This is a genomic window from Halobacterium yunchengense (assembly GCF_037031165.1).
GTDB lineage: Archaea > Halobacteriota > Halobacteria > Halobacteriales > Halobacteriaceae > Halobacterium > Halobacterium yunchengense.
Genome location: NZ_JAYEZL010000006.1, coordinates 258,028 through 282,871, shown reverse-complemented (window position 1 = coordinate 282,871; position 24,844 = coordinate 258,028). Strand labels below are relative to the sequence as shown.

Below are 24,844 nucleotides of genomic sequence, written 5' to 3'. Positions count from 1 at the left end.
ACCGGCGCCGCGTCCCCGCGGTCGGTCGTCGGTCCGCTCGCGGTGGGCGGCCGACGTTACCGCTCCTCGACCGGCGTCCACGTCCGCCCCTCGTCGCCGACGTACCGGCCCCGCGGCCGGATGAGGCGGTTGTCCTCGAGCTGTTCGAGGCAGTGGGCGGTCCAGCCGCCGGCGCGCGCGACGGCGAACGTCGGCGTGAACAGCTCCTTCGGGACGCCGACGCCGTGCAGGAGGACCGCGGTGTAGAACTCGACGTTCGTCTCCAGGGTGAGGTCGGGCTTGTGGTCGGCGAGCACGTCGACGGCCACGTCCTCGAACTCGCTGGCGGCGTCGAAGAACGCCGTCCCGTCGCGCCCCCGGTAGAACGACTCCGCGGCGTCCTGCAGGACGGCGGCGCGCGGGTCGCGGACGTCGTAGACGCGGTGGCCGAACCCCATGATGCGTTCGCCGGCGTCGAGCTTCTCGCGGACGAGCTCGGCGGGGTCGTCGCGGTCGGCGGCCTCGCGGAGCATGTCGAGGACGGGCCCGGGCGCGCCGCCGTGCAGCGGCCCCTTGAGCGCGCCGACCGCGCCGGTGACCCCGGAGATCACGTCGGACTCCGTGGAGACGATGGTGCGCGCGGTGAACGTCGACGCGTTCAGGCCGTGGTCGACGACCGCGTTCAGGTAGGTCTCCAGGCCGCGCACGCGCTCGGCGCTGGGCTCCTCGCCGTCGAGCATGTAGAGGTAGTTGGCGGCGTGCCGGAGGTCCTGGCGCGGCTCGACGGGGTCCTCGCCCTCGCGGGCGCGCCAGTACGCGGCGGCGACCGTCGGGAGCTGTGCGACCGCGAGGCGGGCGTCCGTCCGGGGGTCCTCGTCGCCGTCGCGCGCCAGCGACGCCGCGGCGACGCCCATCCGGACGGCGTCCATCGGCGGGAGCCCGCGTTCGGCGGCCGCGACGACCGCCTCGATGGCCTCCGGCGCGGCCGCCCGCTCGTCGGCGAGGGCCGCGCGGAACGACGCGAGCTCGTCCCCGTCGGGGAGGCGGTCCTCGTAGAGCAGGAACAGCGTCTCCTCGTAGGTCGCGTTCGGCGCGAGCTCCGCGAGCGGGAAGCCCGCGATGGTGAGTTCGCCGGCGTCGCCGTCGACCCGGGAGAGCCGCGTCTCGGCGACGGTGACGCCCTCGAGGCCGCGCTGGAGTTCCTCGGACATGCCCGGAGGTTCCGACGGGCGGTGCTTGAAAGTACGCGTCTCCGCGACGGCTTCCGGAACGTCGCCGCACGGGTGGGTCGGCGGCGCCCGCGGCCGGCGGCGGCAAGTGCGGCCGGTGGCGGTGATTGATACGGCTGGCGGCACTACGGCGGGGCATGCGCAGCGAGGAGGAGGTCCGCGAGCAGTACGAGTTCCTCGTCGAACAGCTGGAGTCCGAGGAGATGAACCACGAGGGCGTCCGCCAGATGTTCACGTACTACCGGCGCGCCCTCGGCTGGGTGCTCGAAGAGGAACACATGTAGCGGCAGGCGTTTCGGAGGGGGATAGATTTATTATCGTGCCGCGTTTTGCATCAGGTGACGCTTCGCTTTGGAGGGCCGAAGCGTCAGCGGGGACCAATTCAGGGCGGCTGCGGGGCCGGATTTTCCGGCCTCGCATCCTTTTCCGTTGCACTAAGCCGACCAGCGACCGCTGCGTCCGGGCCCGAGACGACGCCGTCAGACCCCGACGTCCGCAGATACTGGGTACGCGGAACAGAACCCGGAGTGCGCGCGACAGCAGCCGCTGTCCCGACGACAGGGTGTTCCCCGGACGACAGTCGTCACTCGCGTTCGAGACCGAGCGACGCGGGCGACGGCGCGAACGGCCGGCCGAGCAATATCACCGAACGGCCGGCCAGCGACGCCGCCGGGCGTCGCCTCTAGTCGGTGCTTACCAGAGGAACGTCGGCCAGACGAACTGGAACAGCAGCCAGATGAAGCCGGTGAGCACCGCGGTCATCAGGAGGTTGAGGACGACGCCGGCGCGCATCATGTCGCGCTGTTCGAGGTAGCCCGAGCCGAACACGATGGCGTTCGGCGGCGTCGCGACGGGGAGCGCGAACGCGAAGCTGGCGGCGATGGCGCCGCTCACGGAGAGGAAGACGGCGGCGGACTCCTCGGCGAGGCCGAGCGTCGCCGCGAGCACGCTCCCGATAGAGACGAGCACGGGCACGATGATGGTGGCGGTGGCGGTGTTCGAGGTCATCTCCGTGAGGAAGATGACGAGCAGGACGACGGCCGCGACGACGACCACGATGGGCATCCCGGTGAGCCCGTCGAAGACGGTCTCCGCGACCCACCGCGTCGCGCCGCTGGAGGCGAACGCGGACGCCAGCGAGAGGCCGCCGCCGAACAGGAGGATCGTCCCCCAGTCGATGTCCACGAGGTCCTCCCACTCCGCGGTGTCGGCGAGCACGAGGGCCGGGACGGCGTACAGGCCGACCATGACGTAGTAGAGGAGGCCCTGGTAGCCGCCGTGGGCGCCGAACAGCGTCCGGCCGTCGCCGCCGAACAGCGTGGTGTGGAGGACGTTCGCGGTGTCGGCGCCGAGGCCGACCGTCTCGAACAGCCACCAGACGGGGCCGCCGAGGCCGCCGAGCACCCACAGCCCCGCGGTCGTGGCGAAGATGTACGCGACGCGGCGACCGCGAGCGCCGAGGTCGCCCTCCTGCCGGAGGTACTCGCGGGCCTCCTCGCGCGCGTCGCTGACGTCGTCGACCTCCGGGGGGAACAGGCGGAAGGTGAGCACGTACCAGACGATGGGGAGCGTGACGGCGACGATGGGGAGGCCGATGAGCAGCCAGTCGGCGAACCCGATCTCGTAGCCGAGCTGGTCGTTGAGGACGCCCGCGACGACCGCGTTCGGGGGCGTGCCGATGAGCGTTCCGACGCCGCCGACGCTGGCGCCGTACGCGGTGCCGAGCAGGGTGGCGATCTGGATGTTCGTCGTCGGGTCGCCGTCGCCGGCCTCGGCGAGGTCCTCGCGGCCGACGACCTGCGCGAGCACGCCGACCGCGATGGGAGTCATCATCGCGCTCGTGGCGGTGTTCGAGACCCACATCGAGAGGAACGCGGTCGCCAGCATCACGGCGAGGATGAGCTTCCGCGGCGAGGACCCGAGGCGCGCCATGATCCACAGCGCGATGCGGCGGTCGATGTCGTACTTCTGGAGCGCGTTCGCGAGCATGAACCCCGCGACGAACAGGAAGATGAGGTGGTCGGCGAACGGCGCGAGCGCGTCGTCGAGGCTGCCGAACACGCCGAGACCCGTGAGGAGCACGGGGATCGAGAGCGCGGTGACCGCGAGCGGGAGCGCGCCGGTCACCCAGAGGATGGCGGCGAACGCCATGGTGGCGATGGCGTACTGGCCTTCGAGGGACAGTCCGGCGGGCGTCGGCGCGAGCGCGATGGCGGCAGTGACGGCGATTGCGACGGCGAAGACGCCGAGGCGCCCGCGCGGCGACCGCATGTTGAGCTGTATCATTGATACGCGGTGGTCTCGCGCCCTATCTTTAATGATTAACGGAACGCGCCCAGACGTGTCCGGGGCTAGAAGTGTTCGACGATGACGCGCACCTGGTCGTCGCTGAGCTCGGCGGCGTACAGCGCGAACAGCTCGCGGCGGCGCCCGCGCGAGAGCCCGCGGCTCCCGCCCTCCAGCATCGAGACGTGGGCCTGGCGGATGTCGGCGAGTTCGCGCTCGACGTCCCGCTGCCCGTAGCCGGCCGCGACCCGGAGCAGGCGCCACGCCCGCGGCGAGACGTCGGCCGGGTCGTGGGCGTCGACGCTCGTCATCGTGCGGTGATTCCCGCCGGCCCTGATAAAAGTTCGCGGACCGCTACGAGACGTCGAGTTCGTCCGGCCGGTCGGCGTCGCTCCACTCCAGTTCGAGTTCGATGCTGAGCTCCTCGTTGCCGCCGCCCGCGGACGTCTCGCGCTCGGCCTTCACCTCGAAGTCGACGGACGCCGGCGGGTCCATCGTGACGGACTCGTCCCCGCTGGTCAGGGTCACCGGCTCGTCCGCGTCGAGTTTGTCTGCGACGGCGCGCAGGTAGTCGGCGACCTCGGCCCGCGAGCGGCGGAGTTCGGTCTCGAAGAGGACTTCCTCTGGCATACCTCGGAGTTCGCGCGCCACCAGTATAAGCGCGTTGTCCAGTCGGGCCCGGAGTTGCCGACCGGACATGTCACATCGATAAAGGAGCGCCTAAAATCGGCAGCCAGACACCCCAATCCCCCATACTTATGCTTTCGGAGACGGAACTTGTACCGAGTGCAGTACATATGTACGACCTGACAGGCTTTCAGCGCGACCTCCTCTACGTCGTCGCCGGACTGGACGAACCGCACGGCCTCGCCATCAAGGAGGAACTCGAACAGTACTACGAGTCCGAGATCCACCACGGCCGGCTCTACCCCAACCTCGACACGCTCGTCGACAAGGGCCTCGTCGACAAGGGCCAGCTCGACCAGCGCACCAACTACTACACGCTGACCCGACGCGGCCGCCGCGAGATCGCCGCCCGCCGCGAGTGGGAAAAACAGTACGTCGACCTCGACTGAGCGTGGTCTCCTCGCGCGTCGCCACCGCCGCCGTGGGGGTCGTCGCGAGCCTCCTCGTCAGTTACGTCGTCTGGAGAGTCACCGGCGTCGCGCTGTTCTTCCTCGCCGTCCCCTTCGTCCCGCTGCTGTTCCGGCGGCGCGGCGACGAAACCGAACCGGACGTCTACGCGTGCCCCGAGTGCGACTTCCGGACGCGGAACCCCGAGTTCGCGTACTGTCCGCGGGACGGCGCGCCGCTCGAACGGCGCCGCCGCTGACCACCGCTACTCGGCCCTGCTGTCCTCGTCGCCCGCCACGCCGTCACGGTCCTCGCCCTCCGCGTCACTGTCTTCGTCGCCATCCACGCCGCCACCGGCCTCGCCGTCGGCGAACGACGCCACGGACGTCTGGACCGTCCGGTGACGGCCGTTCGTCCAGACGTCGGTGCCCAGAGCGTCCGGCGCGATGCGTTCGCCCGCCAGCAGCTCCGGCAGCACGAGCCGCGCGAAGTGCACGACCAGCACGAGCACGAGCGGCCCGAGGAACAGCCCGTACCAGCCCCACAGCAGTGGCCCGAACACGTACGCGAGGATCACGAGCCCGAGGTGGAGGTCGCGGCCGGAGACGTACGGCCGCAGCAGGAAGTCCGGGATGAAGTCCACGACCACGGCGGCCACCGCCACGAACAGCACGACGAACGCGTAGCCGTCGCCGGCCTGGACGGCGCCGTACGCGAGCCACGCCGCCAGCGGCATCCACACGAGCTTGATGCCGACGACCGGAATCAGGCTCGCCGCGCCGGTCAGCAGCCCGAGCAGGACGGGGTACGGGATGGCGACCGCGGCGGGCGCGAACGCGTCCAGCGTGCCGTACGAGACGGCGGCGATGACGGCGGTAGCGAACGCGAACAGGATGTTCCCGAAGAAGATGCTGGAGAAGTCGCGGTCGACGGCCCGCGCGTACGAGACCGTGACGCCGTTCCCGTCCGCGAACCGCCGGCGGAACCACGCCGCCAGCCGGTGGTCGTCCCGCAGCAGGTAGAACGCGATGATGACCACCGCGACCAGGTGGACGAGGAGGTTGCCGAGGAAGCCCGCGTAGCCGATGGCGCTCGACAGCGAGTCCTGGACGGCGGCCTGGAACGACGGTTCGTTCAGCAGCGACTCGGGGTCCTGGACGGCCGAGGAGACGTCGATGTACGGCTCCAGCAGCGAGCCGAGCTGCCCGAGGTCGACGTCCTGGGCCGCCAGCGCCGCGTCCAGCTCCTGGAGGCCGACGGCCGTCGTGTACCCGACCAGTAGCAGCGCGGGGACCGCCAGCGTCAGCAACGCGACGAGCGCCGCGACCGTCGGCGGCCGCACCCACCGCCGCAGCCGACGGTAGACGGGCCGCGTCGCGTAGTAGAGGAACACGCCGAGCACGAACGTCCCGACGTACGTGTAGACGGTGAACGCGACGGCGCCCGCCAGCGCCGCGGCGAGGACCCACCACGCTGCCCGCGACCGTTCGATCGACTCGAAGGGCGACATTACGTCTTCCGTCGCGTCGCTCACCAAAAAACCACGTGGCGGTGCGTCCCGGCCGGCGACCGCGCGAGCGACGCGTCACCCGACGGCGACGTTGACGACCGCGACGACCAGCCCGGCCAGCCCCATCCGGGCGCCCGCGACGACCCACGACTGCTCGGAGAGCCGCCCGAGGTACGCGCCGAACCCGAACAGCAGCCCGGAGCCGAGCAGCACGCCGGCGACGGTCGCCTCCAGGTTCGAGAGGACGCCGGCCGCCAGCGCGAACGGCGCCAGCGGGAGGAGCACGCCGACGACCGGACCGAGGCCGCTGAGCGCCGCGTGGGCGACGCGCTCGCCGCGCTTCGCCCGCTCGATGCGCGTGTCGTCGAGGTCGGTGAGCATCGCGCGCTCCAGGCGCAACACGTCCATCCGGGTCTCCGCGCGCTCGATCTCCCAGACCGACCAGACCGCGGACGTCGCGAGCCCGACCGCCGCGCCGACGCCGATCTTCACGACCGTCGCCGGGTCGGTCACCCCGGAGAGGTACGCGCCGACCACGACCCCGATGCTCGTCAGCGTGCCGTCGAAGCCGTTCGAGACGAAGTACCGGCGGGCGATAGACCGCGTCTGCGGGTCGGCGAGGACGCGCGCGAACCGCTGGAGCCGGCCGGGCATCAGTCCTGTGGCGTGCGTCGCTCCTCGACCAGCCGGTCCCCGCAGACCACCTCGTCGACGGAGTGCACGGACCCGCCGAGGTCGCCGACGACGTCGGCGAGGGCGTCCGGGTCGACGTCGTCGCCCTCCGCGGTGACCTTCACGGTCTGGACCTCCTGGTCGTTCTCGACGACGGCGGCGTTCACGCCGGCGACGCCGTCCAGCGTGGCCAGTTCCCGCGCGAACTCGACGACGTCGGGCTCGTAGGGCTTCATGAGGTCGACGACGAGTCGCCTGACGTTCGGCATACCTCGACGAACGGGCACCGGCCACATAACGGTGCGCCCGGTCCTTTTTTTACCGCCGCCGGTGAACCCGCTGGAGTGGTCCCACCAGCGGACTCCCTCGTGGACGCCCCCGTGGACAGCCGCGTCGTCCAGCTCGCGCTGTCGGTGGCGCTCGGGCTGTTCCTCGGCCTGGAGCGAGAGTGGTCGCAGAAGGCCGCCGGCATCCGGACGTTCGCGCTCGTCAGCGTCCTCGGCACGATGTTCACCATCGTGGACACGGAGCGCTGCGCCGCGGCGGGCGGCGGCTGTCCGCCGTACCTCGCGGGCGTCGGCGCCGCGTTCGTCGTCGTCGTCGCCGGCGTGCTGATGGTCTCGGGGATGCGCGACGAGGACGAGGGCCTCCACCTCACGACCGCGGTGAGCATGCTCGTCGCGTACGGCGTCGGCGTGCTCGTCGCGGAGGGCGCGGTGCTGCCGGCGACCGTCGTCGCGGTGACCAGCAGCCTCCTGCTCGTGTTCAAGCGCGAGCTCCACGGGTTCGCGTGGGGGCTGTCACGCGAGGAGCTCCGGTCGACCTTCGAGTTCGCCATCCTCGCGTTCGTCGTCTACCCGCTGCTCCCGCCGGGGAACGTCGCGCTCGGCACCGGCGAGTACGCCGTCGAGATCGAGCCCCGCGTGGTGTGGCTGATGGTGGTGTTCGTCGCGGGCATCGGCATCCTGAACTACGTCATCGTGAAGACGTACGGCGGCCGCGGCGTCGCCGTCACGGGCTTCTTCGGCGGGCTGGCGTCCTCGACCGCGGTCGTCGGGACGATGCTCGACCACGTCGGCCAGCGCGCGGAGGCCGCGTCGTACGCGGTCGCGGGCGTGCTGCTGGCGAACGCCGCGATGGCGCTCCGGAACCTCCTCATCGTCGTCGTGTTCACGCTGTCCGCGGGCGTCCTGGTCGCGGCGACCCTGCCGCTGGCGGTCATCGTCGTCGGCTCCGTCGTCGTCGCCGGGCTCACGGCCGACTGGGGGACGCGCGTCGAGATGGACCTCGAGAGCCCGTTCTCGATGCGGAACGCGCTCGGGTTCGGCGCGATGTTCCTCGTGGTCGTCGTCGCCGGCGGCCTCGCGCAGACCCAGTGGGGGTCCGCGGGCCTGTACGCCACGGCGGTCGTCTCCGGGCTGGTGTCGAGTGCGGGCGCGACCACGTCGGCCATCGTGCTCTACCGCACGGGCGGCATCTCGCCGACGGCCGCGACGGTCGCCGTCCTGCTTGCGACGGCCAGTTCCATCGGCGTGAAGGTCGCGCTCACAGCGACGAGCTCGAACCGCGAGTTCGCGCGGCGGGTCGCCGCGTACAGCCTCGCGCTGCTCGTCGCCGGCGGCGTCGCGACCGCGGTCGTCTCGGCCTGACCGGACGGCCGTCCAACCACTCCCGTCTCGGCCCGACCGGACCCCCGTCCCACCATTCCTGTCGCGCGCCGCGAGTCTTTCCGGGACCGTAACGAACCGCTTTTGTCGCCCGACCCGGCACCTACTACCATGGACAGGGAGACCGCCGAGCCGAGCGTCCGGTCGATGCCCGGCGAGAAGGCCGAGCAGTGGGTCGAGTACCACCACGAGCACGCCGCGCCGAGCACGTACGTCTACGAGTTCGTCTGGGACATCACCGAGGACGCCGCCGGCCCGTTCTGCCGGGACGTCGACGGCAACGTCCTCATGGACTTCACGAGCCACGTCGCCGCCGCGCCGTTCGGGTACAACAACCCCAAGATCATGGACCGACTCGAGGAGTTCGACCTCGTCGACCCCTCGAAGATCGCCGGCCAGGACTTCTACGCGAGCGGCGGCTGGCCGCCCGAGGACGCGGACGTCCCCACGTCCAGCCAGCTCCTCCACCGGCTCACGGACATCACCGAACACTACGGACTCGACACGGTCTTCCTCTCGAACACGGGCGCCGAAGCGGTCGAGAACGCCATCAAGATCTGTTACGCGAACGGCGGCCACCGCGCGTTCACGTTCGACGGCGCATTCCACGGCCGCACGCTCGGCGCGCTCTCCCTGAACCGCTCGAAGACCGTCCACCGGAAGGGCTACCCCGAGATCGGCGGCGTCGTCTCCGTCCCCTACTGCGCCTGCGAGGGCGACTGCGACTGCGGCTGGAAGACGAACGGCCCCGGCGGGAACGTGATCGCAGACAAACTCCACCCCAAGCGCGGCGTCGTCGACCCCGAGGAGGTCGCGTACATCATCCTCGAACCACAGCAGGGCGAGGGCGGCTACCGCGTTCCCAGCGAGGACTTCGTCGACGACGTCGTCGACATCCAGCAGGAGTACGACGTCCCCGTCGTCGCCGACGAGATCCAGTCCGGGCTCGGCCGCACCGGCGAACTCTGGGGCGTCGACCACACCAGCCTCGACCCGGACGTCATCACGTCCGCGAAGGGCCTGCGCGTCGGCGCCACCGTCGCGAGCGAGGACCTCTTCCCCGAGGAGACCGGCCGCCTGTCCTCGACGTGGGGCGCCGGCGACCTCGTCGCCGCCGCGCAGGGCGTCGCCACCATCGACGCCATCACGAGCGACGGCCTCCTCGAGAACGTCACCGAGCGCGGCCGCCAGGTGAAGGAAGTGCTCGCCGACGACGCCCCCGAGTTCGTCGTCGACGTGCGCGGCCGCGGCCTGATGCTCGGCGTCGAGTTCGACGCGAGGGACCGCCGCGAGGCCGTCGTGAAGGCGTGCCTCGAGCGCGGCCTGCTCGTGCTCGGCTGCGGCTACAAGACGGTTCGACTGCTGCCGCCGCTGGACGTCACGGAGCGCGAGATCGACGTCGCGATGGACGTCTTCCTCGACGCACTCGACGACCGGAAGGTCCGCCACGCCGGCCCGTCGGTCACGTCGAGCGACGACGTCATCTGAACGGCGGCCGGAGCGCCAGAGAACAGCGCGGGCTTTCTCGCGGACGGTTCAGGCTTCCTCGACGACGACGGCTCCCCGCATCCCCTGCGCGCGGTGGGGCGTGCAGACGTACTCGTAGCGGCCCGCCACCTCGAAGGTGTGCTCGAAGGAGAACCCCTCGTCCTCGATGGGCTCGTGGCCCTCCCAGTCGGCGTCGTCGGGCTGGCTGGTCACCGCGACGTTGTGCGTGCTGGACTCCCAGACGAACCGCACCGTCGTCCCGGTCTCGACGGTGAGCTCCTCCGGTTCGAAGACGTAGTCGCCGTCCGGGCCGACGCGGACGACCTCTGTTCCCTCGGGGACGTCGTCGGCCTCGTCGCCGTCGCCGTCGCCGCCGCCGAGACAGCCGGCGAGCGCCAGCGTCGCCGCAGTCGCCGTGCCGGACAGCACCGCTCGTCGCGTTCGGTGGTGCATACGTGGGGGTCAGGGCGTCACCGGTTTAACTCGGTCGGCTTCCGCGCGCCCCGCCGGAATCGGGCGAACTGAACTGAACCGACAACACCGGACGCTCAGAACCGGACCGACAACACCGGACGCTCAGAACTGGTAGCGGCGGTCGTCGTCGCCGCCCTGCTGGAAGCCGGTGCCGCCGGCCATCTCGTCGTAGGTCATCCCGGAGAGGTACTCGTCGTAGGTGACGTCGTACGTCGACCGCAGGTGGAAGTCCAGCCGGCCGGTGTCCGTCGTCGACTGGAACAGCAGGTGGACCGCGCGCCGCAGCAGTTCGTCCGTGTCGGCGTCCAGCGCCGCGGCCAGCATCGCTAGCTCCTGGCGGCTCTCGCGGTCGAGGAAGTCGTAGCCCTCGAGGTCGTCGAAGGCCAGTTCCACGTCGGTCTGCAGGTCGTCGAGGCTCATACCTGCTGGAAGCCGTGGCGGCGGCATACGCCTTTCCGTTCGCCGCACGCCGCCGAGGGCCACTACGCCGCCACGACGGGCGAAGCGCTGGCGGCGACGGACGAAGAATCGGGGGCGGCGACGCGCGCGCTCTCGTCCGTCGCGGCGTCCGGGACCGCGACGTCGACGTCAGCGCCGTAGTCCGAGAACGTCATCGTCGCGTTCGCCCGCATCGTCTGGTCGTTCGCCGACATCGTCATCGACAGGTCGACCTGCCGCACGCGGTCGGTCTCGTTCGCGACGTACATCCGGTAGGTCGCCTCCTCGATGCCGAGGCTGCCCACGCCCGGACTCGTCGACTGCTGCTGGATCGCTTCCTTCAGCTCCTCGGGGTCGGCGTCGACCCGCAGCACCGTCGTCTCCGTGCCGTCGACCGTCGCGCCGCCCTCGACGGTGACGTCCCCGGACGCCAGGACCTGGCCCTGGCGCGCGGCGCTGTCGCTGCCGTTCCAGACGTCGGTCTCGGAGAGGTTCTGGGACTGCCACTCGCCGCCGAACTGCACGTACAGCGTCGTGCCGTCGATGTACGTCGTCGTCTCCTCGCCCATCGCCGTCGCGTTCACGCGGGCCCGTTCGGCCTCGCGGTCGAACGCCCCGGTCTGGCGCATCTCGAGGGACTGGCCGTCCGCGGAGACGTTCATCTGCATGGTCATCCGGTACGTGTCCACGTCGCTCATCGCTGCCTGTACGTCCTCGGCGAACTGTTCGGCGGAGCGGTCGCCGTCGCCGGCGTCGCCGCCGGGCAGGCCGGCGCACCCCGCCGTGACGAGGAGCGCCGCGACCGCGGCCGCTCGGAGGGCTGTCACTCGCATGTGCCCGGGATTCCGCCCCCGGGACCTTAACGCCCTCGGGTCTTCGCGGCCGCTGTGAACGCCGCCCACGTCGGCTTTGGGGCGCCGAATCACCACCCCTAAGCGCGCTCGCCGCGAAGCCGCGTCCATGACCGACGGCGCCGTTGACGGGGACGAACGGTCCGCGTGGACGCTCCCCGACGACGTCGACGCCGTCCGGGACGCGCTCGTGGCGTGGTACGAGGCCGGCCACCGCGACTTCCCGTGGCGGCGGACCGACGACCCCTACGAGATCCTCGTCTCCGAGGTGATGAGCCAGCAGACCCAGCTCGCCAGGGTGGCGGACGCCTTCCACGCGTTCCTCGACGAGTGGCCGACGACGGCCGCCCTCGCCGCCGCCGACCGCGCCGACGTCGTCGGGTTCTGGTCGGCGCACAGCCTCGGGTACAACAACCGCGCGAAGTACCTCCACGAGGCCGCCCGGCAGGTCGAGGAGGAGTACGGCGGCGAGTTCCCGGAGTCGCCCGGGGAGCTCTCCGAGCTGATGGGCGTCGGCCCGTACACGGCGAACGCGGTCGCGTCCTTCGCCTTCGACAACGGGGACGCCGTCGTGGACACGAACGTCAAGCGCGTGCTCTACCGCGCGTTCGACGTGCCGGACGACGACGACGCGTTCGAAGCGGCGGCGAACGAGCTCATGCCCGAGGGGGAGTCCGAGGTCTGGAACAACGCCGTGATGGAGCTCGGCGGCGTCGCCTGCGGGAAGACCCCGGACTGCGACGACGCGGACTGCCCGTGGCGCGAGTGGTGTGCGGCGTACGCGTCGGGGGACTTCTCGGCGCCGGACGTCCCCGAGCAGCCCGCCTTCGAGGGGAGCCGCCGCCAGAAGCGCGGCCGCGCGGTCGGCGCGCTCCGCGAGCACGGCGAACTGGCGCTCGACGACCTCGGCCCCATCGTGCGCGTCGACTACGCGCCCGACGGCGAGTTCGGCCGCGAGTGGCTGCGCGGCCTGCTCGGCGACCTCGCCGACGACGGCCTCGTGGAGGTCGAGGACCGCGGCGAGGAGACCGTCGCGCGACTCGCGAGGTAGCCGTCGACCCGACAGGGCGGCGGCGCGTGCGGTCGGCGGCGCCGGTGGTGTGCGCTCGCGGGACGCGCCGGCGGCTTATAAGCCGCTCCGGCGCGAACGTCCAGTCGGGTCACGACCATGTACGACGTCATCCTGGTGCCGACGGACGGCAGCGAGCACGCCGCCCGCGCGGCCGAACACGCCGCCCTCCTCGCGGACGCGTTCGACGCCGCGGTCCACGTCGTCTCCGTCGTCGACGACGGGAGCGAGGAGCGCCGCGACGCCGCACGGGAGGCCGTCGACGCCGTCGAATCCCTCGTCGCCGACGGCGCGCGCGTCGAGACGGCCATCCTCGACGGCGTTCCCGAGGACGCGATTCTCGCGTACGCCGACGACCACGGCGCGGACCTCGTCGCGATGGGGACGCACGGCCGCACGGGCGTCGATCGCTACGTCGCTGGCAGCGTCACCGAGGCCGTCGTCCGGCACGCCGACGCGCCCGTGCTCGCGGTGCGCGCGACCGAGGAGAGCCGACCCCGGAGCTACGAGGACGTGCTCGTCCCGACGGACGGCACACCCACCGCCGACGCGGCGGTCGACCACGGCGTCGCCATCGCGGACGCATTCGACGCCACCGTTCACGTCGTCAACGTCGTGGACACGGGCGGCACGCACGCCAGCCCGACCTACGAGCTCACCAGGGAGATGGTCGCCGAACTCGAGGCGGCCGGCCAGCGGGTCGTCGAGGACGTCGCCGAGCGCGCCCGGGACGCCGGCGTGAACGCCACCACGTACGTCCACGAGGGACACGCCGCGGAGGGCATCCTCGACTACGTCGACGACCACGGCGTCGACCTCACCGTGATGGGGACCAGGGGCGAATCCGGGCTGACGCGGTTCCTCCTCGGGAGCACCGCCGAGCGCGTCATCCGGCACTCGCCGGTGCCGGTCGTCGCCGTGAACGCGCGCGGCGACCGGGAGTGACCGGCGCGGTCGCCGACCCGCGCGCCGCGGTTTCACCCCGATAATCAAAAGGACGCTCCGTGTGAAAAGCGCGGGGCTTCACGGACGAGGACGCCGTATCGTCTCGCATGACCAGGGAAGGCACGTCACCGTCGTTCGACTCCCACCTCGACGCACTGGGCCACGTCGACCGGCGACGCCTGCTCCTCGCACTCCTCGACGCGAGGGCGGACGGCGACCTCCCGGTCGAGGTCAGCCAGGTGGCCCACGGCGCCGCGGAGACGGACGGCGGGCTGTCGATGCACCACGTCCACCTCCCGAAACTCGACGACTACGGCTTCGTCGACGCGGACGCGGACGGCGACGCCGTGACCACGGGCCCTCGCTTCGACGAGATCCGACCGCTGCTCGAACTCCTCGACGCGAACCGCGAGCAGTTGGCCGACGACTGGCTGCACCAGCCGCGGCTGCGGCAGTGACCGCTCGTTCGGACTGGACGTCGTGGACCCGTGGGGAATCGAGCGAGTGCGTGGCGGCCGGGGAGACCCGCGCTCGCCCGGACTCGACGGTCGCCCCTATTCCGGGCGTGGATCGCGTTGCGGCAGCAGGCCCTGGGCCAGCAACCGACGCGAGATCACGATGAGGCCGTTGCGGAACCCGCCGCCGAAGACGGCCTGTTCCTCGCGTGTACTGGGGACGATCGTACTGACGAGGACGGTCGACCGGTCGACGAGCAGGAGGCGTCCGATCGCCAGGTTCTCGTCGGGTCCCTCCCCGTTGCGCAGCCAGTCCAGCCCGGAGAGGAACGTGGTGGCGTTCGGGACGCTGTCGTGGATGCTCGCTTCGAGGGACTCGGTCACCGCGCCGACCAGCAGGTCCACCTCGGGTCCGAGTTCGTTCAGGCTGTCGACCAGTTGCTCGGTCAGCAGCGCGTCGTCACCGAGCACCAGCACGACCTCCTCGGTCGCGTCCGCGATGAGCTGGTTCGACCGGTTCGCGATCGCGTCCGTCCCGGACATCGACCAGACCTCCTGGACGGGGTCCTCGCCGGCGGGGTCCACCGGGGCGGCCTGTTCGAGGGCGTTCGCCAGCCGGTCGACGCGGGCCTCGTACTGGTCGCGGAGGGTCTCGGTCGCCTCCGCGAGCGGCACGGCCCGGAACCGCTGCGGACTGGAGTGCTGGACTTCGACGAGCCCCTGCGCTTCCAGCACGCGGACCGCGTCGTAGACCCGCGTCCGCGGGACGTCGGTGATCTCGCTGAGCTGTTTCGCCGTTCCGGTCGAGAGGCGTGACAGCCCGACGAAGCACTGCGCCTCGTACTCTTTCAGGCCGAGCTGCTGGAGTACCTCGACCGCTTCTTCTACTGTCTCGTCTGTGCTCATGTGTCCCAACTCGTAACCCGGGTGTGTCCGGAATTCTCGGAGCGTTAGAGCGCCGGCCCGAAAGGCGTTGTCACTGGCCGGGCGGTCGATTCACCGGTCGCACTGGGCTACGCGCCCGGTGGTGCCGCCGTTACCGCCACTCCGACGCCGGACGATCGCGGGTGTAACTCGTAGAGTCACAAGTCTGTGCCGCGAGTGTTGATAGGTGATTTATAAACTCCTGCCGTACTTAAGGAATTTCACTCGTTTAATCACAAAAGAAATATGCTGTGCGGGGGCGTATTCGAAGCCGGCGCGCGGCCCGGAACCTGTGTCCCAACCACAACCGACGCGTGCCGCCCCCAGTCACCTTCGGTGGCTGGGTTTCCAGCAGACCGACGACCCAGGACTATGAGTCCCGACCCAGTTGACGCTCCACGCGCGGCGGCGATCGAACAGCTCGAACAGTTCGGCCTCAGCGCGTACGCCGCGCGAACGTTCGTCGCCCTCGTGAGCCTGGGCACGGGCACGGCGAAAGACGTCAGCGGCGTCTCGGACGTCCCGCGCACCCGGGTCTACGACGCCATCGACGAACTCTACGACCGCGGACTGGTCGACGTCCAGCAGTCCTCCCCGAAGGAGTTCTGGGCGATCTCGGCGGAAACCACCACCCGGAAGTTCGAACAGGAGATGGAGCACCGCCTCTCCGCTTTGACGACGGCACTGGACGAACTCGAGCCCGTGCGACGCAGGGAGGAACAACGCGGCGTCTGGACGGTCGACGGCCAGGCGACGGTCACCGACCGCGTGATCGAGTTCGTGCAGGACGCGGACGACGAGATCGTCTACATGACGGTCGAGGACCTGCTCACCGACGACGTCGTCGAGGCGTTACACGACGCTGCGGAGCGCGGCGTGAGGATCAGCCTCGGTGGCGTCTCGGCCGACGTCCAGGACCAGATCCAGGCGGAGATCCCCGGTGCGGAGCTGTTCGAATCGCTGTGGGTCTGGTCGGACACGCCCGCGGGCCGGCTCATGATGGTCGACGGGACGCAGACGCTCGTGAGCGTGCTCGTCAACGGCGCCGACGCGTCCCCGACGGACCCCCGGTCGGAGACGGCGATCTGGGGGTCGGGAGAGAAGAACAGTCTCGTGGTCGTGCTCAAGGCGATCTTCACGTGGCGACTCGAGAACGCCGACGCGTCCGAGTGAGACGATGGACGCCTGCCGGAGCGGGTTCTGTCCCGGTCGCGGACCCAGCAGGCGGACGACTCGGGACGAAACGGTCACTCCCAGAACATCCCCTGTCCCCCGACCCCGCCCCTCGACCCCACTACACTCCTGCTCCCTCGCGCTCACCACGTCCCTCGTTTCTCACCCATATTCCTGCTCTCCCACGCTCACCACGTCCCTCGTTTCTCACCCACACTCCTGCTCTCCCACGCTCACCACGTCCCTCGTCCCTCGGCTCAACCACGCCTTTCGCCCCGCCACGCCCCCGTCCGCACGCGTGTCGTCCGCCGATTGCAGCGGTCCGACTCGCGCCCACCTGTTACGGGCGCTCTTCGACGGGAGACCGGCCACCGCTGCGGTTCCGTCGGTCGTGGAGCGTGGAGCGAACCTGCGCGACCGCGGTGTCACACGTCCCACACGTGTCCTTGGTTCGAGCGATGTACACCGCTTCGCAGGACGGACACCGGAACAGCCGCGTACGCGCCTGTCGGGACGGTTTCGCTGCAGTTTCACCGCTGGCCGCACTCCGTTGTGCGGCCGCGGCGTGCGCTTCCCCGGACCCCCCTCGGAGTCGATCGATCCGCTTCTTGACCCGGTCGAACACGTGTTACCCGGGCCGCCGGAAGTGTATATAACCCAACTAACTTCACTGCGCGTGCGGTTTTGATTAACTGAGTCACCGGGCCAGTGTCCGCGCCTCGTCGAGACCCACCACGCGGTCCGGAATCGCAGTTCTCGGCGGACCCTCATTCGGTGCCCCGGCCCCGGAGCCGACACGGAGTGGCCGACGGAGCAGTCGACGACCACCGCTTTGAACCCGGCGTCCCCAGACACGACGCGAACACGCTCTCTCGCTGACTCCTCCCGGCAGGCCGTCACTCGGGGCGTGGCTTTTTCACGCGGCACGCCGTCGCCGCGACCATGACCGACACTCGCGTCGTCGGCGTCTGCGGGAGCCTCCGGGACGCCAGCGTCTCCCGAATCGCCCTGCGTCGCGCGCTCGCCGCCGCCCGCGACCGCGGCGCGGACACCGACCTCGTGGACCTCCGCGAGCTCGACCTCCCCGTCTTCGACCCGGACAGCGACGACCCCGAAGACGCTCGGGCGCTCGCGCGGCGCGTCCGCCGCGCGGACGCCGTCCTCCTCGCGACGCCGATGTACCACGGCAGCTACTCGTCGCCGCTGAAGACCGCCCTCGACTACTGCGGGTTCGACGAGTTCGAGAACAAGACCGTCGGCCTGCTCGCCGTCTCCGGCGGGAGCTTCCCCATCACCGCCCTCGAGCACCTCCGGTCGGTGCTGCGCGCGCTCGACGCCTGGGTGCTCCCCCACCAGGCCGCCGTCCCGAACGCGTCCTCGCGCGTCGCGGACGGCGAACTCGTCGACGAGGACATCGAGGACCGCGTGGCCACGCTCGGCGACCGCGTCGTCCAGTACGCGAACATCGAACCCGACCCCGGGTCCTTCGAGAGCGAGCAGAACACCGGCGCGGACTGACCCCGCAGGCGGACTCGGCGGCGGAGATGAGCAAGCGTTTTGCCCCGCGGCGTTCCCCACTCCTCGCATGCACGCCATCACGAACTCCGGGTGGGTGGAGGTCATCACGGGGTCGATGTTCTCCGGGAAGACGGAGGAACTCCTCCGGCGGCTGCGGCGCGCGGAGATCGCGGGCCAGGACGTCGCGGCGTTCACGCCCGCCGTCGACGACCGGTACGGCGAGTCGACGCTCGGGTCCCACGCCGGCCGGACGTGGGAGGCGACCGTCGTCGACACCACCGCGGAGGGCGTCGCGCAGATCCCGAACTACCTGAACGGCGAGGCGGTCGTCGCCGTCGACGAGGCGAACTTCTTCCCCCGCGAGCTCGTCTCGGTCTGCCAGGAGCTCGCGGACGACGACCGCCGCGTCGTCGTCTCCGGCACCGACCAGACGTACCGCGGCGAGCCGTTCGAACCCATCCCCCAGCTGATGGCGGTCGCGGAGTACGTCGAGAAGTTCCAGGCGATCTGCACGCAGTGCGGCGAACCGGCGACGAGGAACCAGCGCCTCATCGAGGGCGAGCCCGCCCACTACGACGACCCCACCATCATGGTCGGCGCCGAGGAGTCCTACGAGGCGCGGTGCCGGAACTGCCACGTCGTCAGGCGGGAGTGACGCCGATGACCGCGACCGTCCAGACCGGCCAGACGCGAGGTGGGCGCGCGTGACGACGTGGGTCGAGCCGGAGGGCGGCCGCGAGCGCGGCCCGGTCGGGCTCGCGAAGTCGTTCACGCAGGTGCTCGTGAACCCGCGGACGTTCTTCGCGGAGGCGGTCTCGCCGGGCGACCAGGCGCCCGGGCTGGCGTTCGCGATGGCGGTCGTGCTCGTCGAGGAGACCACGCGGCTCGCGCTCGCCCCGGAGCGCGCGCTCGGGTTCCCAGCGCCGACGGCCGTGTCGGTCGCGCTCACGGTCGCGCTCGCGGTGCTGCTGGTCGCGCCCGCGGCGCTGCACGCGCTCTCGGCGGTGCAGACGCTCGTACTCGCCGCGGTCGCGCCCGACCGCGGCGGCGTCAGCGAGACGGTCCAGGTGCTCGCGTACGCCAGCGCGCCCTGCGCGTTCGTCGGCGTGTCCGCGCCCGCAGTGACGTTCGTCTGCGGGCTGTGGGCGTTCGCGCTGCTCGTCCTCGGCACGCGCGTCGTCCACGATGTCTCCCTGCCGCGCGCGGTGCTGGCCGCCGCCGCGCCCGGCGTGCTCGCGTACGGCTCCGGGTTCGGGTGGTTCGCCGCCACCGCCGCGCTGTTCCCGTGGACCGGCGAGTACATGCCGTGGGTCGAGCAGTCCGCGCGGACCGCGCTCGCGCTCGCCGCCGGACCGGCGCCCGGAGTTTAGTGGCGGGACCACGAACGGGCTAGCGTGCTCAACATCAACCTCTCCTCGTTCATGGTGGAACTGAAAGACGGCGCCATCAAGAACGTCGGCCCGTCGAACAAGACGGCGGAAGCGAAGCTCTTCGACGTCGAGACAGCGGTCGCCCGGGAGTTCGGCGACAAGCGCGTGAAACTCGTCTTCGAGGACGACGACGGCAACGAGGTCCAGGTCGCGCTGTTCCCCGAGGACGTCCGCAGCATCACGCGGGACGTCGAGCGCCTCGAGGACGACAGCCCGGTGTTCGAGTGACCGGCCGGAACAGCCCAATCGAGGCACGGGCCGACGCCCGAATCGCTCCCGAACGGAGCACGGACCGACGCCCGAATCACCGCAAACAGAGCACGGACCGAGACCCGAGCGCCCGTCGTTTCCGGCGGTTCCCACGGCGTGGCGCTTTCGATAATCGTTTACGGGAGCACCCGCTTTCTCGAAGCAAATGGGTACGTGTATCATCTGCGGCACCTCCACGGACGGTCGCGTCTGCGACACCCACGAGGAGGACGTCGCGTTCGAGTTCCGCGGACGCTCGCCCAGCCAACTGACGCCCGGCCGCTACTACCGCGGCACCGTCGACGGGTTCGCCGACTTCGGCGTGTTCGTCGACATCGGCGACTCCGTCACCGGACTCCTCCACCGGAGCGAAGTCCCGGGTCGCCTCGAGTCCCTCGGCTGGGACGCCGGCGACGAGGTCTACGTGCAGGTCACGGACGTCCACGACAACGACAACGTCGACCTCGGCTGGTCGATCCGGCAGGCCGACCGCGACTTCCGCGGCCACCTCGTCGACGACCCCGACGCGGAGTCGAACGCCGAACTCCCCGAGGACGACGCCGAAGGGGAAGCCGGAGCCGAAGCCGACTCCGGAGCCGAGGCGGAGGCGGGCGACGAACAGGACGACTCCGAGGCGAGCACCGCCGACGGCGGCCAGCCGGTCGGCGACGCCGATGCCGGCTTCGAGTTCGCCGACGAGACCGGTCCGGACGCGGACGCGGCCGAAGCACCCGCGACCGAGAGCGAGGCACCCGAGGACCGCGAACGATCGGGCCCAGCCACCGAGGAGCGCGCCGAACCCGATGACGAGGCCGGCGACGCCCCCGAGCGCGTACCCGTCGCCGACCTCGACGACCGCGTCGGCGACCGCGTGCGCGTCGAGGGCGAACTCGCGAGCGCCCGGCAGACCAGCGGTCCGACCGTCTTCGAGCTCGCCGACGAGACCGGCACCGTCGACTGCGCGGCGTTCGTCGAGGCCGGCGTGCGCGCCTACCCCGACACCGAGGCCGGCGACGTGGTGCGCGTCGTCGGCGAGGTCGAGCGCCGCCGCGGCGAACTCCAGGTGGAGACCGAGGACCTCGTCGAACTCGACGGCGAGGACGCCCGGGCCGTCCGGGCGCGGATGGACGAGGCGCTCGACGAGCGCGCCGCCCCCGAGACCACGGACCTGCTCGCCGACGACCCGGCGGTGCAGGCCATCACGGACGACCTCGTGGCCGCCGCGACCGCCATCCGGCGCGCCGTCGTCGAAGCCCGCCCGGTCATCGTCCGGCACACCGCGACCGCGGAGGGCTACGTCGCCGGCACCGCCATCGAGCGCGCGCTCCTCCCGCTGATCCGGGACGAACACGCCCGCGAGGACGCCGAGTACCACTACGTCGACCGGCGCCCCCTCGACGACGCCTTCTACACCATCGACGACGCCACGGGCGACGTCACGGACATGCTCGAGGCCGCCGAGCGCCACGGCGAGAAGCACCCGCTGTTCGTGCTCGTCGGCGCGGGGTCCACCGACGAGTCCACCGACGCCCTCGAACTGCTGGACGTCTACGACGCCGACGCGGTCGCCGTCGACGGCGGCTACACGCACGAGGCCGCCGCGGCCGACGTGCTCGTCAGCCCGACGAAGGCCGGCGAGGACCCCGTGAACACGGGCGCTCTCGGCGCGCAGCTCGCCGCACTCGTGAACACGGACGTCCGCGAGGACCTCTACCACCTGCCCGCCATCGCGTACTGGGACGAGCTCCCGGACGCATACGCGGAGCTCGCCGCGCGGACCGACTACAGCCCCGAGACACTCGCGGACCTCCGGGACGCCATCGCGCTGGAGGCGTTCTACCAGTCCTACGAGGACAAGCGCGAGCTCATCGCCGACCTCCTCTGGGGGGACGCCGAGGACTCGCTCATCGAGCACGTCTCCGACCAGTTCAGCGAGCGCCTCGAGACCGAGATCGCGACCGCGGAGCCCCACCTCGCGGTCCGCGGCGAGGACGGCGTCGCCTTCGAGGTCCTCGACGTCGACGACTACACCCACCAGTACGACTTCCCGCCCGTCGACCTGCTGCTGGACGCGCTCTACCGTCGCCGCGACCGCGCCGACGTCCTCGTCGGCGTGAGCGGCGACGAGATCCGCGTGCGCAGCGGCGACACGGTCGACGTCCACGCGGTCGGCGAGACGGTCGCCGACGAACTGCCGGACGCCGGCGTCGTCCCGAGGGGCGCACGCGACGGCCGCATCGAGTTCCTGTCCGGCGAACAGGACCGCGTCGTTGACGCCGTCGTCGAGGCCATCGCGGACCAGCGCGGCCACTAGCGCGGCCGCAACGACACGCTTTTTCGCTCGCGGGCGCTCGTTCACGGCAATGAGCGCGGACGCCGACAGCGCGTTCGAGGCCGCCTGCGAGGAGCTCGTCGCCCGCATCCTCGACGGCGAGGTCGGCGAGGACGACGTCGAGAGCGCGAAGCTCGACGTCTGCTCGGAGTACTCGTCGCCGAAGGTGCCCAAGCACTCCGACCTCCTCGACCACGCGCCCGACGGCCGCCGGGAGGAACTGGAGGCGGTCCTGCAGCGCAAGCCCGTGCGGACCGCGTCCGGCGTGACGCCGGTCGCCATCATGACGAGTCCGCACACGTGCCCGCACGGCAAGTGCCTGTACTGCCCCGGCGGCCCGGCGAGCGAGTTCTCCTCGAGCCAGTCGTACACCGGCCACGAGCCCGCGGCGGCCCGCGGCGTGCAGAACGACTACGACCCCTACGGGCAGGTGACGCTGCGCCTCCACCAGCTCCGCGAGATCGGCCACCCCGTGGACAAGGTCGAGCTCATCCTGATGGGCGGGACGATGACCGCGCGCAGCCACGACTACCAGGAGTGGTTCGTGAAGCGCGCACTCGAGGCGCTCAACGACTACGACCTCGACGCGGACCCCGAGCCAAGCGAGACGGAGTCGTTCGCACAGGACCCCGGGGAGTACGAGTTCCGGTACCTCGAGGACGTGAAGACCGACAACGAGTTCGGCGACATCCGGAACGTCGGCACGACGTTCGAGACGAAGCCGGACTGGTGTGACCCCGAGCAGGTCGACCGGATGCTCGACCTCGGCGGCACCAAGGTGGAGGTCGGCGTGCAGACGACCTTCGAGCGCGTGAACCGCGAGATGCACCGCGGCCACGGCGTGCAGGCGTCCATCGACGCGAACCGCCGGCTGCGGGACGCCGCGTTCAAGGTCGGGTTCCACATGATGCCCGGCCAGCCCGGGATGAGCGAGGAGATGGTCCTCGAGGACTTCCGGCGGCTGTTCGAGGACGAGCGCTGGAAGCCGGACTACCTCAAGATCTACCCGACGCTGGTCGTCCGCGACACCGCCACCTACGACATGTGGCGCCGCGACGAGTTCCAGCCGCTCCGGAACGAGGAGGCCGCCGAGCTCGTCGCAGAGATCAAGGACATGATCCCGCGGTACACGCGCCTCCAGCGCGTGCAGCGGGACATCCCCGCCGACCACATCGACGCCGGCGTCTGGAAGTCGAACCTCCGGCAGCTCGCGCGCCAGCGGATGGACGACCACGGCTGGACCTGCGAGTGCATCCGCTGCCGGGAGGCCGGGATGAACGACGAGGACCCCGGGGACGTCGAGCTCGACGTGCTCACGTACGACGCGGCGGGCGGCACCGAGCACTTCATCAGCTTCGAGGACTTCGAGCGGGACCTCCTCGTGGGGTTCGCGCGCCTGCGGTTCCCGAACGACCCAGTGCGGGAGGAACTGGCGGACGCCGCGCTCCTCCGGGAGCTCCACGTGTACGGGAGCGAGGTCGGCGTGGGGGACGAGACGGGCGACGACCAGCACCAGCATCGGGGGTACGGTCGCCGCCTGATGGAGCGCGCCGAAGAGCTGGCTGCCGACGCCGGGTACGGGAAGCTCTCGGTGATCTCGGGCATCGGCGCGCGCCAGTACTACAAGCGGAAGCTCGGGTACCACCAGGACGGTCCCTACGTGAGCAAGCGGCTGTGAGCGTTCGAGCAGCGAGCGGCTCGAACGAGCCCGAGGCGGTCGATTCGCCGCTCGCTCGGCGAGCGGGCGCGAGGCGGTCGTTCGTCCGGATCGGGGGGCTCGCAGGCGGCGACTGACGGTGCGGTCGCGGAGCGGGTGCCGCGCTCGCCGTACCGACCGGGGTCGGCTCGGAGCGCTCCGCGTCGGGGGGTCAGGTCACGGCCCGGGTTGCTCCCGGTCCAGTACTTGAACGTTCGGTCGCCCTCAGATGCCGAAGGTCGCGCGGAGCATGTCCCGGGTGCCCGGGCCGAGGCCGACGGCCAGGACGGCGACGAGCATCAGCGTGAAGTACCGCGGGGCTTCCTCGCGGAGCTGCTGGTCGAACAGCGAGAGCACGAACAGGACGGCGAGGACTTTCACGATCACGAACGGCCACGTGTCGCCCGTGTAGTGGATGACGGACTCGGGGAGGACGCCGTGCGTGAAGTCGACGATGTACTGGTTCAGGGGGTGTTTCGACCCGAGGTCGCCGCGCGGGTAGCCGAGTTCCGCGCCCCAGTCGAGGCCGAGGACGTTCGCGACGCCGTCCACGCAGTGCCCCCAGAGGACGAGCGCGCCCGACCGCTCGGTGCCGCTCGTGACGCCCGGCAGCCACCGGCGCACCGCCCACCAGACGGCGGCCGTGATGACGGTCGCGAGCCCGAGCGTCAGCACCGTGAACACGGGGATGAAGACGACGTAGTCGGTCGTCGCCGCGAGGGAGGCGGGGACAAGGAGGGCCGCGGCGAGGAGGGCCGCTCCGGTCGCGGCGAGCGGCCGGTGGAAGTCCTCGACGAGGTCCGTGCGCCGGGCCGCGTACACCCACGCGACGACCGCTGCGAGCGTGATGCCGAACATCACGAAGTAGATGACGGGGCTGATGATGAGCGCGTTCAGGGGGTAGGAGATGAACGGCTCCTCGTTGCCGAACAGTTCGGCGGCGTTGTTGGCGTCCTCGACGACGCGGAGGGCGCCGCCGAGCAGGACGAACGGGAACAGCGCGTAGAGGAACTCGATTCGCTCGCCGATCTCGAGGCGGTTCAGGAGGAAGCTGACGCCGACCAGCGAGACGAGCAGCGTGACGGCGTACCCGACCTCGGAGACGATGGTGTACCCGGGGTAGGCGACCGGTTCGCTGGCCCCGCCGCAGGCGGCGGTGTTGTAGAGGAGTTCGACGTTGCCGCCGTTCCAGGCGACGCAGGTCGCGCCGTGGGCGTCCGCGTACACCGGCCCCCAGAAGTAGTGCCAGACGAAACCGCCGTAGACGGTGTCGGGAAACAGCAGCGACCCGCCGACCAGGGCCGCGAGGGCGGCGACGGCGACCGCGGTCCACGCGCGCTCGCGGCCGGTCTCGGGGAAACTCATGTACGGAGACGTGGCCGGTG

Annotated in this window: 27 protein-coding genes; 15 read left to right on the top strand and 12 right to left on the bottom strand. The window is 70.9% G+C overall.

Annotated elements, in window-relative coordinates; all coding sequences use genetic code 11:
* Positions 1-56 precede the first annotated feature (56 nt).
* A complete protein-coding gene (locus U5911_RS15765; protein ID WP_336038013.1) occupies positions 57-1,190 on the bottom strand; it encodes a citrate synthase in 1,134 nt (377 codons plus the stop codon).
* 155 nt (positions 1,191-1,345) lie between these two features.
* Between U5911_RS15765 and U5911_RS15760 the strand changes: the two genes are divergently transcribed.
* Entirely contained in the window at positions 1,346-1,492 is a 147-nt protein-coding gene (locus tag U5911_RS15760; protein WP_336038012.1) for a hypothetical protein, read from the top strand.
* A gap of 409 nt (positions 1,493-1,901) precedes the next feature.
* Here the strand turns inward: U5911_RS15760 and U5911_RS15755 are convergent, their stop codons facing one another.
* The 3 genes from U5911_RS15755 to U5911_RS15745 all read right to left on the bottom strand — a co-directional run bounded on the left by U5911_RS15755 (position 1,902) and on the right by U5911_RS15745 (position 4,124).
* On the bottom strand, positions 1,902-3,494 hold the full coding sequence (locus tag U5911_RS15755; RefSeq protein WP_336038011.1) for an SLC13 family permease: 1,593 nt from the start codon (positions 3,492-3,494) through the stop codon (positions 1,902-1,904).
* Positions 3,495-3,559: 65 nt separating this feature from the next.
* Positions 3,560-3,805, bottom strand: a complete 246-nt coding sequence (locus U5911_RS15750; RefSeq protein ID WP_336038010.1) for a hypothetical protein — start codon at positions 3,803-3,805, stop codon at positions 3,560-3,562.
* A gap of 43 nt (positions 3,806-3,848) precedes the next feature.
* Positions 3,849-4,124 (bottom strand): amphi-Trp domain-containing protein, encoded by a 276-nt coding sequence (locus U5911_RS15745; RefSeq protein ID WP_336038009.1) that lies wholly within the window; start codon positions 4,122-4,124, stop codon positions 3,849-3,851.
* Positions 4,125-4,291: 167 nt separating this feature from the next.
* On the opposite strand from U5911_RS15745, the gene U5911_RS15740 reads away from it, so the two are divergent.
* Together U5911_RS15740 and U5911_RS15735 are read left to right on the top strand one after the other, a co-directional pair.
* Complete coding sequence (locus U5911_RS15740; protein ID WP_336038008.1) at positions 4,292-4,570, top strand: PadR family transcriptional regulator; 279 nt, start codon at positions 4,292-4,294, stop codon at positions 4,568-4,570.
* Between the two features lie 2 nt (positions 4,571-4,572).
* Positions 4,573-4,827, top strand: a complete 255-nt coding sequence (locus U5911_RS15735) for a hypothetical protein (RefSeq protein ID WP_336038007.1) — start codon at positions 4,573-4,575, stop codon at positions 4,825-4,827.
* Between the two features lie 6 nt (positions 4,828-4,833).
* Here the strand turns inward: U5911_RS15735 and U5911_RS15730 are convergent, their stop codons facing one another.
* The 3 genes from U5911_RS15730 to U5911_RS15720 form a co-directional block, all read right to left on the bottom strand.
* Positions 4,834-6,078, bottom strand: coding sequence for an AI-2E family transporter (locus tag U5911_RS15730; RefSeq protein WP_336038006.1), 1,245 nt, complete (start codon positions 6,076-6,078; stop codon positions 4,834-4,836).
* A gap of 75 nt (positions 6,079-6,153) precedes the next feature.
* The gene (locus U5911_RS15725) at positions 6,154-6,732 is read right to left on the bottom strand and encodes a VIT1/CCC1 transporter family protein (RefSeq protein ID WP_336038005.1); all 579 of its coding nucleotides are present in this window, start codon (positions 6,730-6,732) and stop codon (positions 6,154-6,156) included.
* Positions 6,732-7,019 (bottom strand): DUF211 domain-containing protein, encoded by a 288-nt coding sequence (locus U5911_RS15720; RefSeq protein WP_336038004.1) that lies wholly within the window; start codon positions 7,017-7,019, stop codon positions 6,732-6,734. Before U5911_RS15720 ends, U5911_RS15725 begins: the two co-directional genes overlap by 1 nt.
* A 75-nt stretch (positions 7,020-7,094) precedes the next feature.
* Here U5911_RS15720 and U5911_RS15715 point away from each other — a divergent pair, with 75 nt between their 5' ends.
* Both U5911_RS15715 and U5911_RS15710 read left to right on the top strand, forming a co-directional pair.
* Positions 7,095-8,399 carry an MgtC/SapB family protein gene (locus tag U5911_RS15715; protein WP_336038003.1) on the top strand — a complete coding sequence of 435 codons (1,305 nt, stop codon included), beginning with the start codon at positions 7,095-7,097 and terminating at the stop codon, positions 8,397-8,399.
* Between the two features lie 129 nt (positions 8,400-8,528).
* Positions 8,529-9,905 (top strand): class-III pyridoxal-phosphate-dependent aminotransferase, encoded by a 1,377-nt coding sequence (locus U5911_RS15710; RefSeq protein ID WP_336038002.1) that lies wholly within the window; start codon positions 8,529-8,531, stop codon positions 9,903-9,905.
* A gap of 48 nt (positions 9,906-9,953) precedes the next feature.
* Here U5911_RS15710 and U5911_RS15705 read toward each other — a convergent pair whose 3' ends face one another.
* From U5911_RS15705 to U5911_RS15695, 3 genes are all read right to left on the bottom strand, one after another.
* Positions 9,954-10,358, bottom strand: coding sequence for a plastocyanin/azurin family copper-binding protein (locus tag U5911_RS15705; RefSeq protein ID WP_336038001.1), 405 nt, complete (start codon positions 10,356-10,358; stop codon positions 9,954-9,956).
* A gap of 123 nt (positions 10,359-10,481) precedes the next feature.
* Complete coding sequence (locus U5911_RS15700; protein WP_336038000.1) at positions 10,482-10,799, bottom strand: ribbon-helix-helix protein; 318 nt, start codon at positions 10,797-10,799, stop codon at positions 10,482-10,484.
* Positions 10,800-10,861: 62 nt separating this feature from the next.
* Positions 10,862-11,650: a DUF6612 family protein gene (locus U5911_RS15695; RefSeq protein WP_336037999.1), complete on the bottom strand. Its 789-nt coding sequence runs from the start codon at positions 11,648-11,650 to the stop codon at positions 10,862-10,864.
* A 127-nt stretch (positions 11,651-11,777) separates the two neighbouring features.
* Here U5911_RS15695 and U5911_RS15690 point away from each other — a divergent pair, with 127 nt between their 5' ends.
* The 3 genes from U5911_RS15690 (at position 11,778) to U5911_RS15680 (ending at position 14,140) form a co-directional block, all read left to right on the top strand.
* Complete coding sequence (locus tag U5911_RS15690; protein WP_336037998.1) at positions 11,778-12,719, top strand: HhH-GPD family protein; 942 nt, start codon at positions 11,778-11,780, stop codon at positions 12,717-12,719.
* Positions 12,720-12,836: 117 nt separating this feature from the next.
* Entirely contained in the window at positions 12,837-13,682 is an 846-nt protein-coding gene (locus U5911_RS15685) for a universal stress protein (RefSeq protein ID WP_336037997.1), read from the top strand.
* Positions 13,683-13,789: 107 nt separating this feature from the next.
* Positions 13,790-14,140: a hypothetical protein gene (locus tag U5911_RS15680; RefSeq protein WP_336037996.1), complete on the top strand. Its 351-nt coding sequence runs from the start codon at positions 13,790-13,792 to the stop codon at positions 14,138-14,140.
* Between the two features lie 96 nt (positions 14,141-14,236).
* Here the strand turns inward: U5911_RS15680 and U5911_RS15675 are convergent, their stop codons facing one another.
* Positions 14,237-15,043: a TrmB family transcriptional regulator gene (locus U5911_RS15675; protein WP_336037995.1), complete on the bottom strand. Its 807-nt coding sequence runs from the start codon at positions 15,041-15,043 to the stop codon at positions 14,237-14,239.
* A gap of 390 nt (positions 15,044-15,433) precedes the next feature.
* On the opposite strand from U5911_RS15675, the gene U5911_RS15670 reads away from it, so the two are divergent.
* From U5911_RS15670 to U5911_RS15640, 7 genes are all read left to right on the top strand, one after another.
* Positions 15,434-16,234 (top strand): TrmB family transcriptional regulator, encoded by an 801-nt coding sequence (locus tag U5911_RS15670; protein WP_336037994.1) that lies wholly within the window; start codon positions 15,434-15,436, stop codon positions 16,232-16,234.
* Positions 16,235-17,176: 942 nt separating this feature from the next.
* On the top strand, positions 17,177-17,752 hold the full coding sequence (locus U5911_RS15665) for an NADPH-dependent FMN reductase (RefSeq protein WP_336037993.1): 576 nt from the start codon (positions 17,177-17,179) through the stop codon (positions 17,750-17,752).
* A 67-nt stretch (positions 17,753-17,819) separates the two neighbouring features.
* Positions 17,820-18,407, top strand: coding sequence for a thymidine kinase (locus U5911_RS15660; RefSeq protein WP_336037992.1), 588 nt, complete (start codon positions 17,820-17,822; stop codon positions 18,405-18,407).
* A 49-nt stretch (positions 18,408-18,456) separates the two neighbouring features.
* Positions 18,457-19,122 (top strand): YIP1 family protein, encoded by a 666-nt coding sequence (locus U5911_RS15655; protein ID WP_336037991.1) that lies wholly within the window; start codon positions 18,457-18,459, stop codon positions 19,120-19,122.
* Between the two features lie 51 nt (positions 19,123-19,173).
* On the top strand, positions 19,174-19,410 hold the full coding sequence (locus U5911_RS15650) for a hypothetical protein (RefSeq protein ID WP_418771551.1): 237 nt from the start codon (positions 19,174-19,176) through the stop codon (positions 19,408-19,410).
* A gap of 187 nt (positions 19,411-19,597) precedes the next feature.
* The gene (locus tag U5911_RS15645) at positions 19,598-21,745 is read left to right on the top strand and encodes an OB-fold nucleic acid binding domain-containing protein (RefSeq protein ID WP_336037989.1); all 2,148 of its coding nucleotides are present in this window, start codon (positions 19,598-19,600) and stop codon (positions 21,743-21,745) included.
* 49 nt (positions 21,746-21,794) lie between these two features.
* A complete protein-coding gene (locus tag U5911_RS15640; RefSeq protein WP_336037988.1) occupies positions 21,795-23,441 on the top strand; it encodes a tRNA uridine(34) 5-carboxymethylaminomethyl modification radical SAM/GNAT enzyme Elp3 in 1,647 nt (548 codons plus the stop codon).
* Between the two features lie 243 nt (positions 23,442-23,684).
* Here the strand turns inward: U5911_RS15640 and U5911_RS15635 are convergent, their stop codons facing one another.
* Positions 23,685-24,824: a DUF63 family protein gene (locus U5911_RS15635; protein ID WP_336037987.1), complete on the bottom strand. Its 1,140-nt coding sequence runs from the start codon at positions 24,822-24,824 to the stop codon at positions 23,685-23,687.
* Positions 24,825-24,844: the final 20 nt, after the last annotated feature.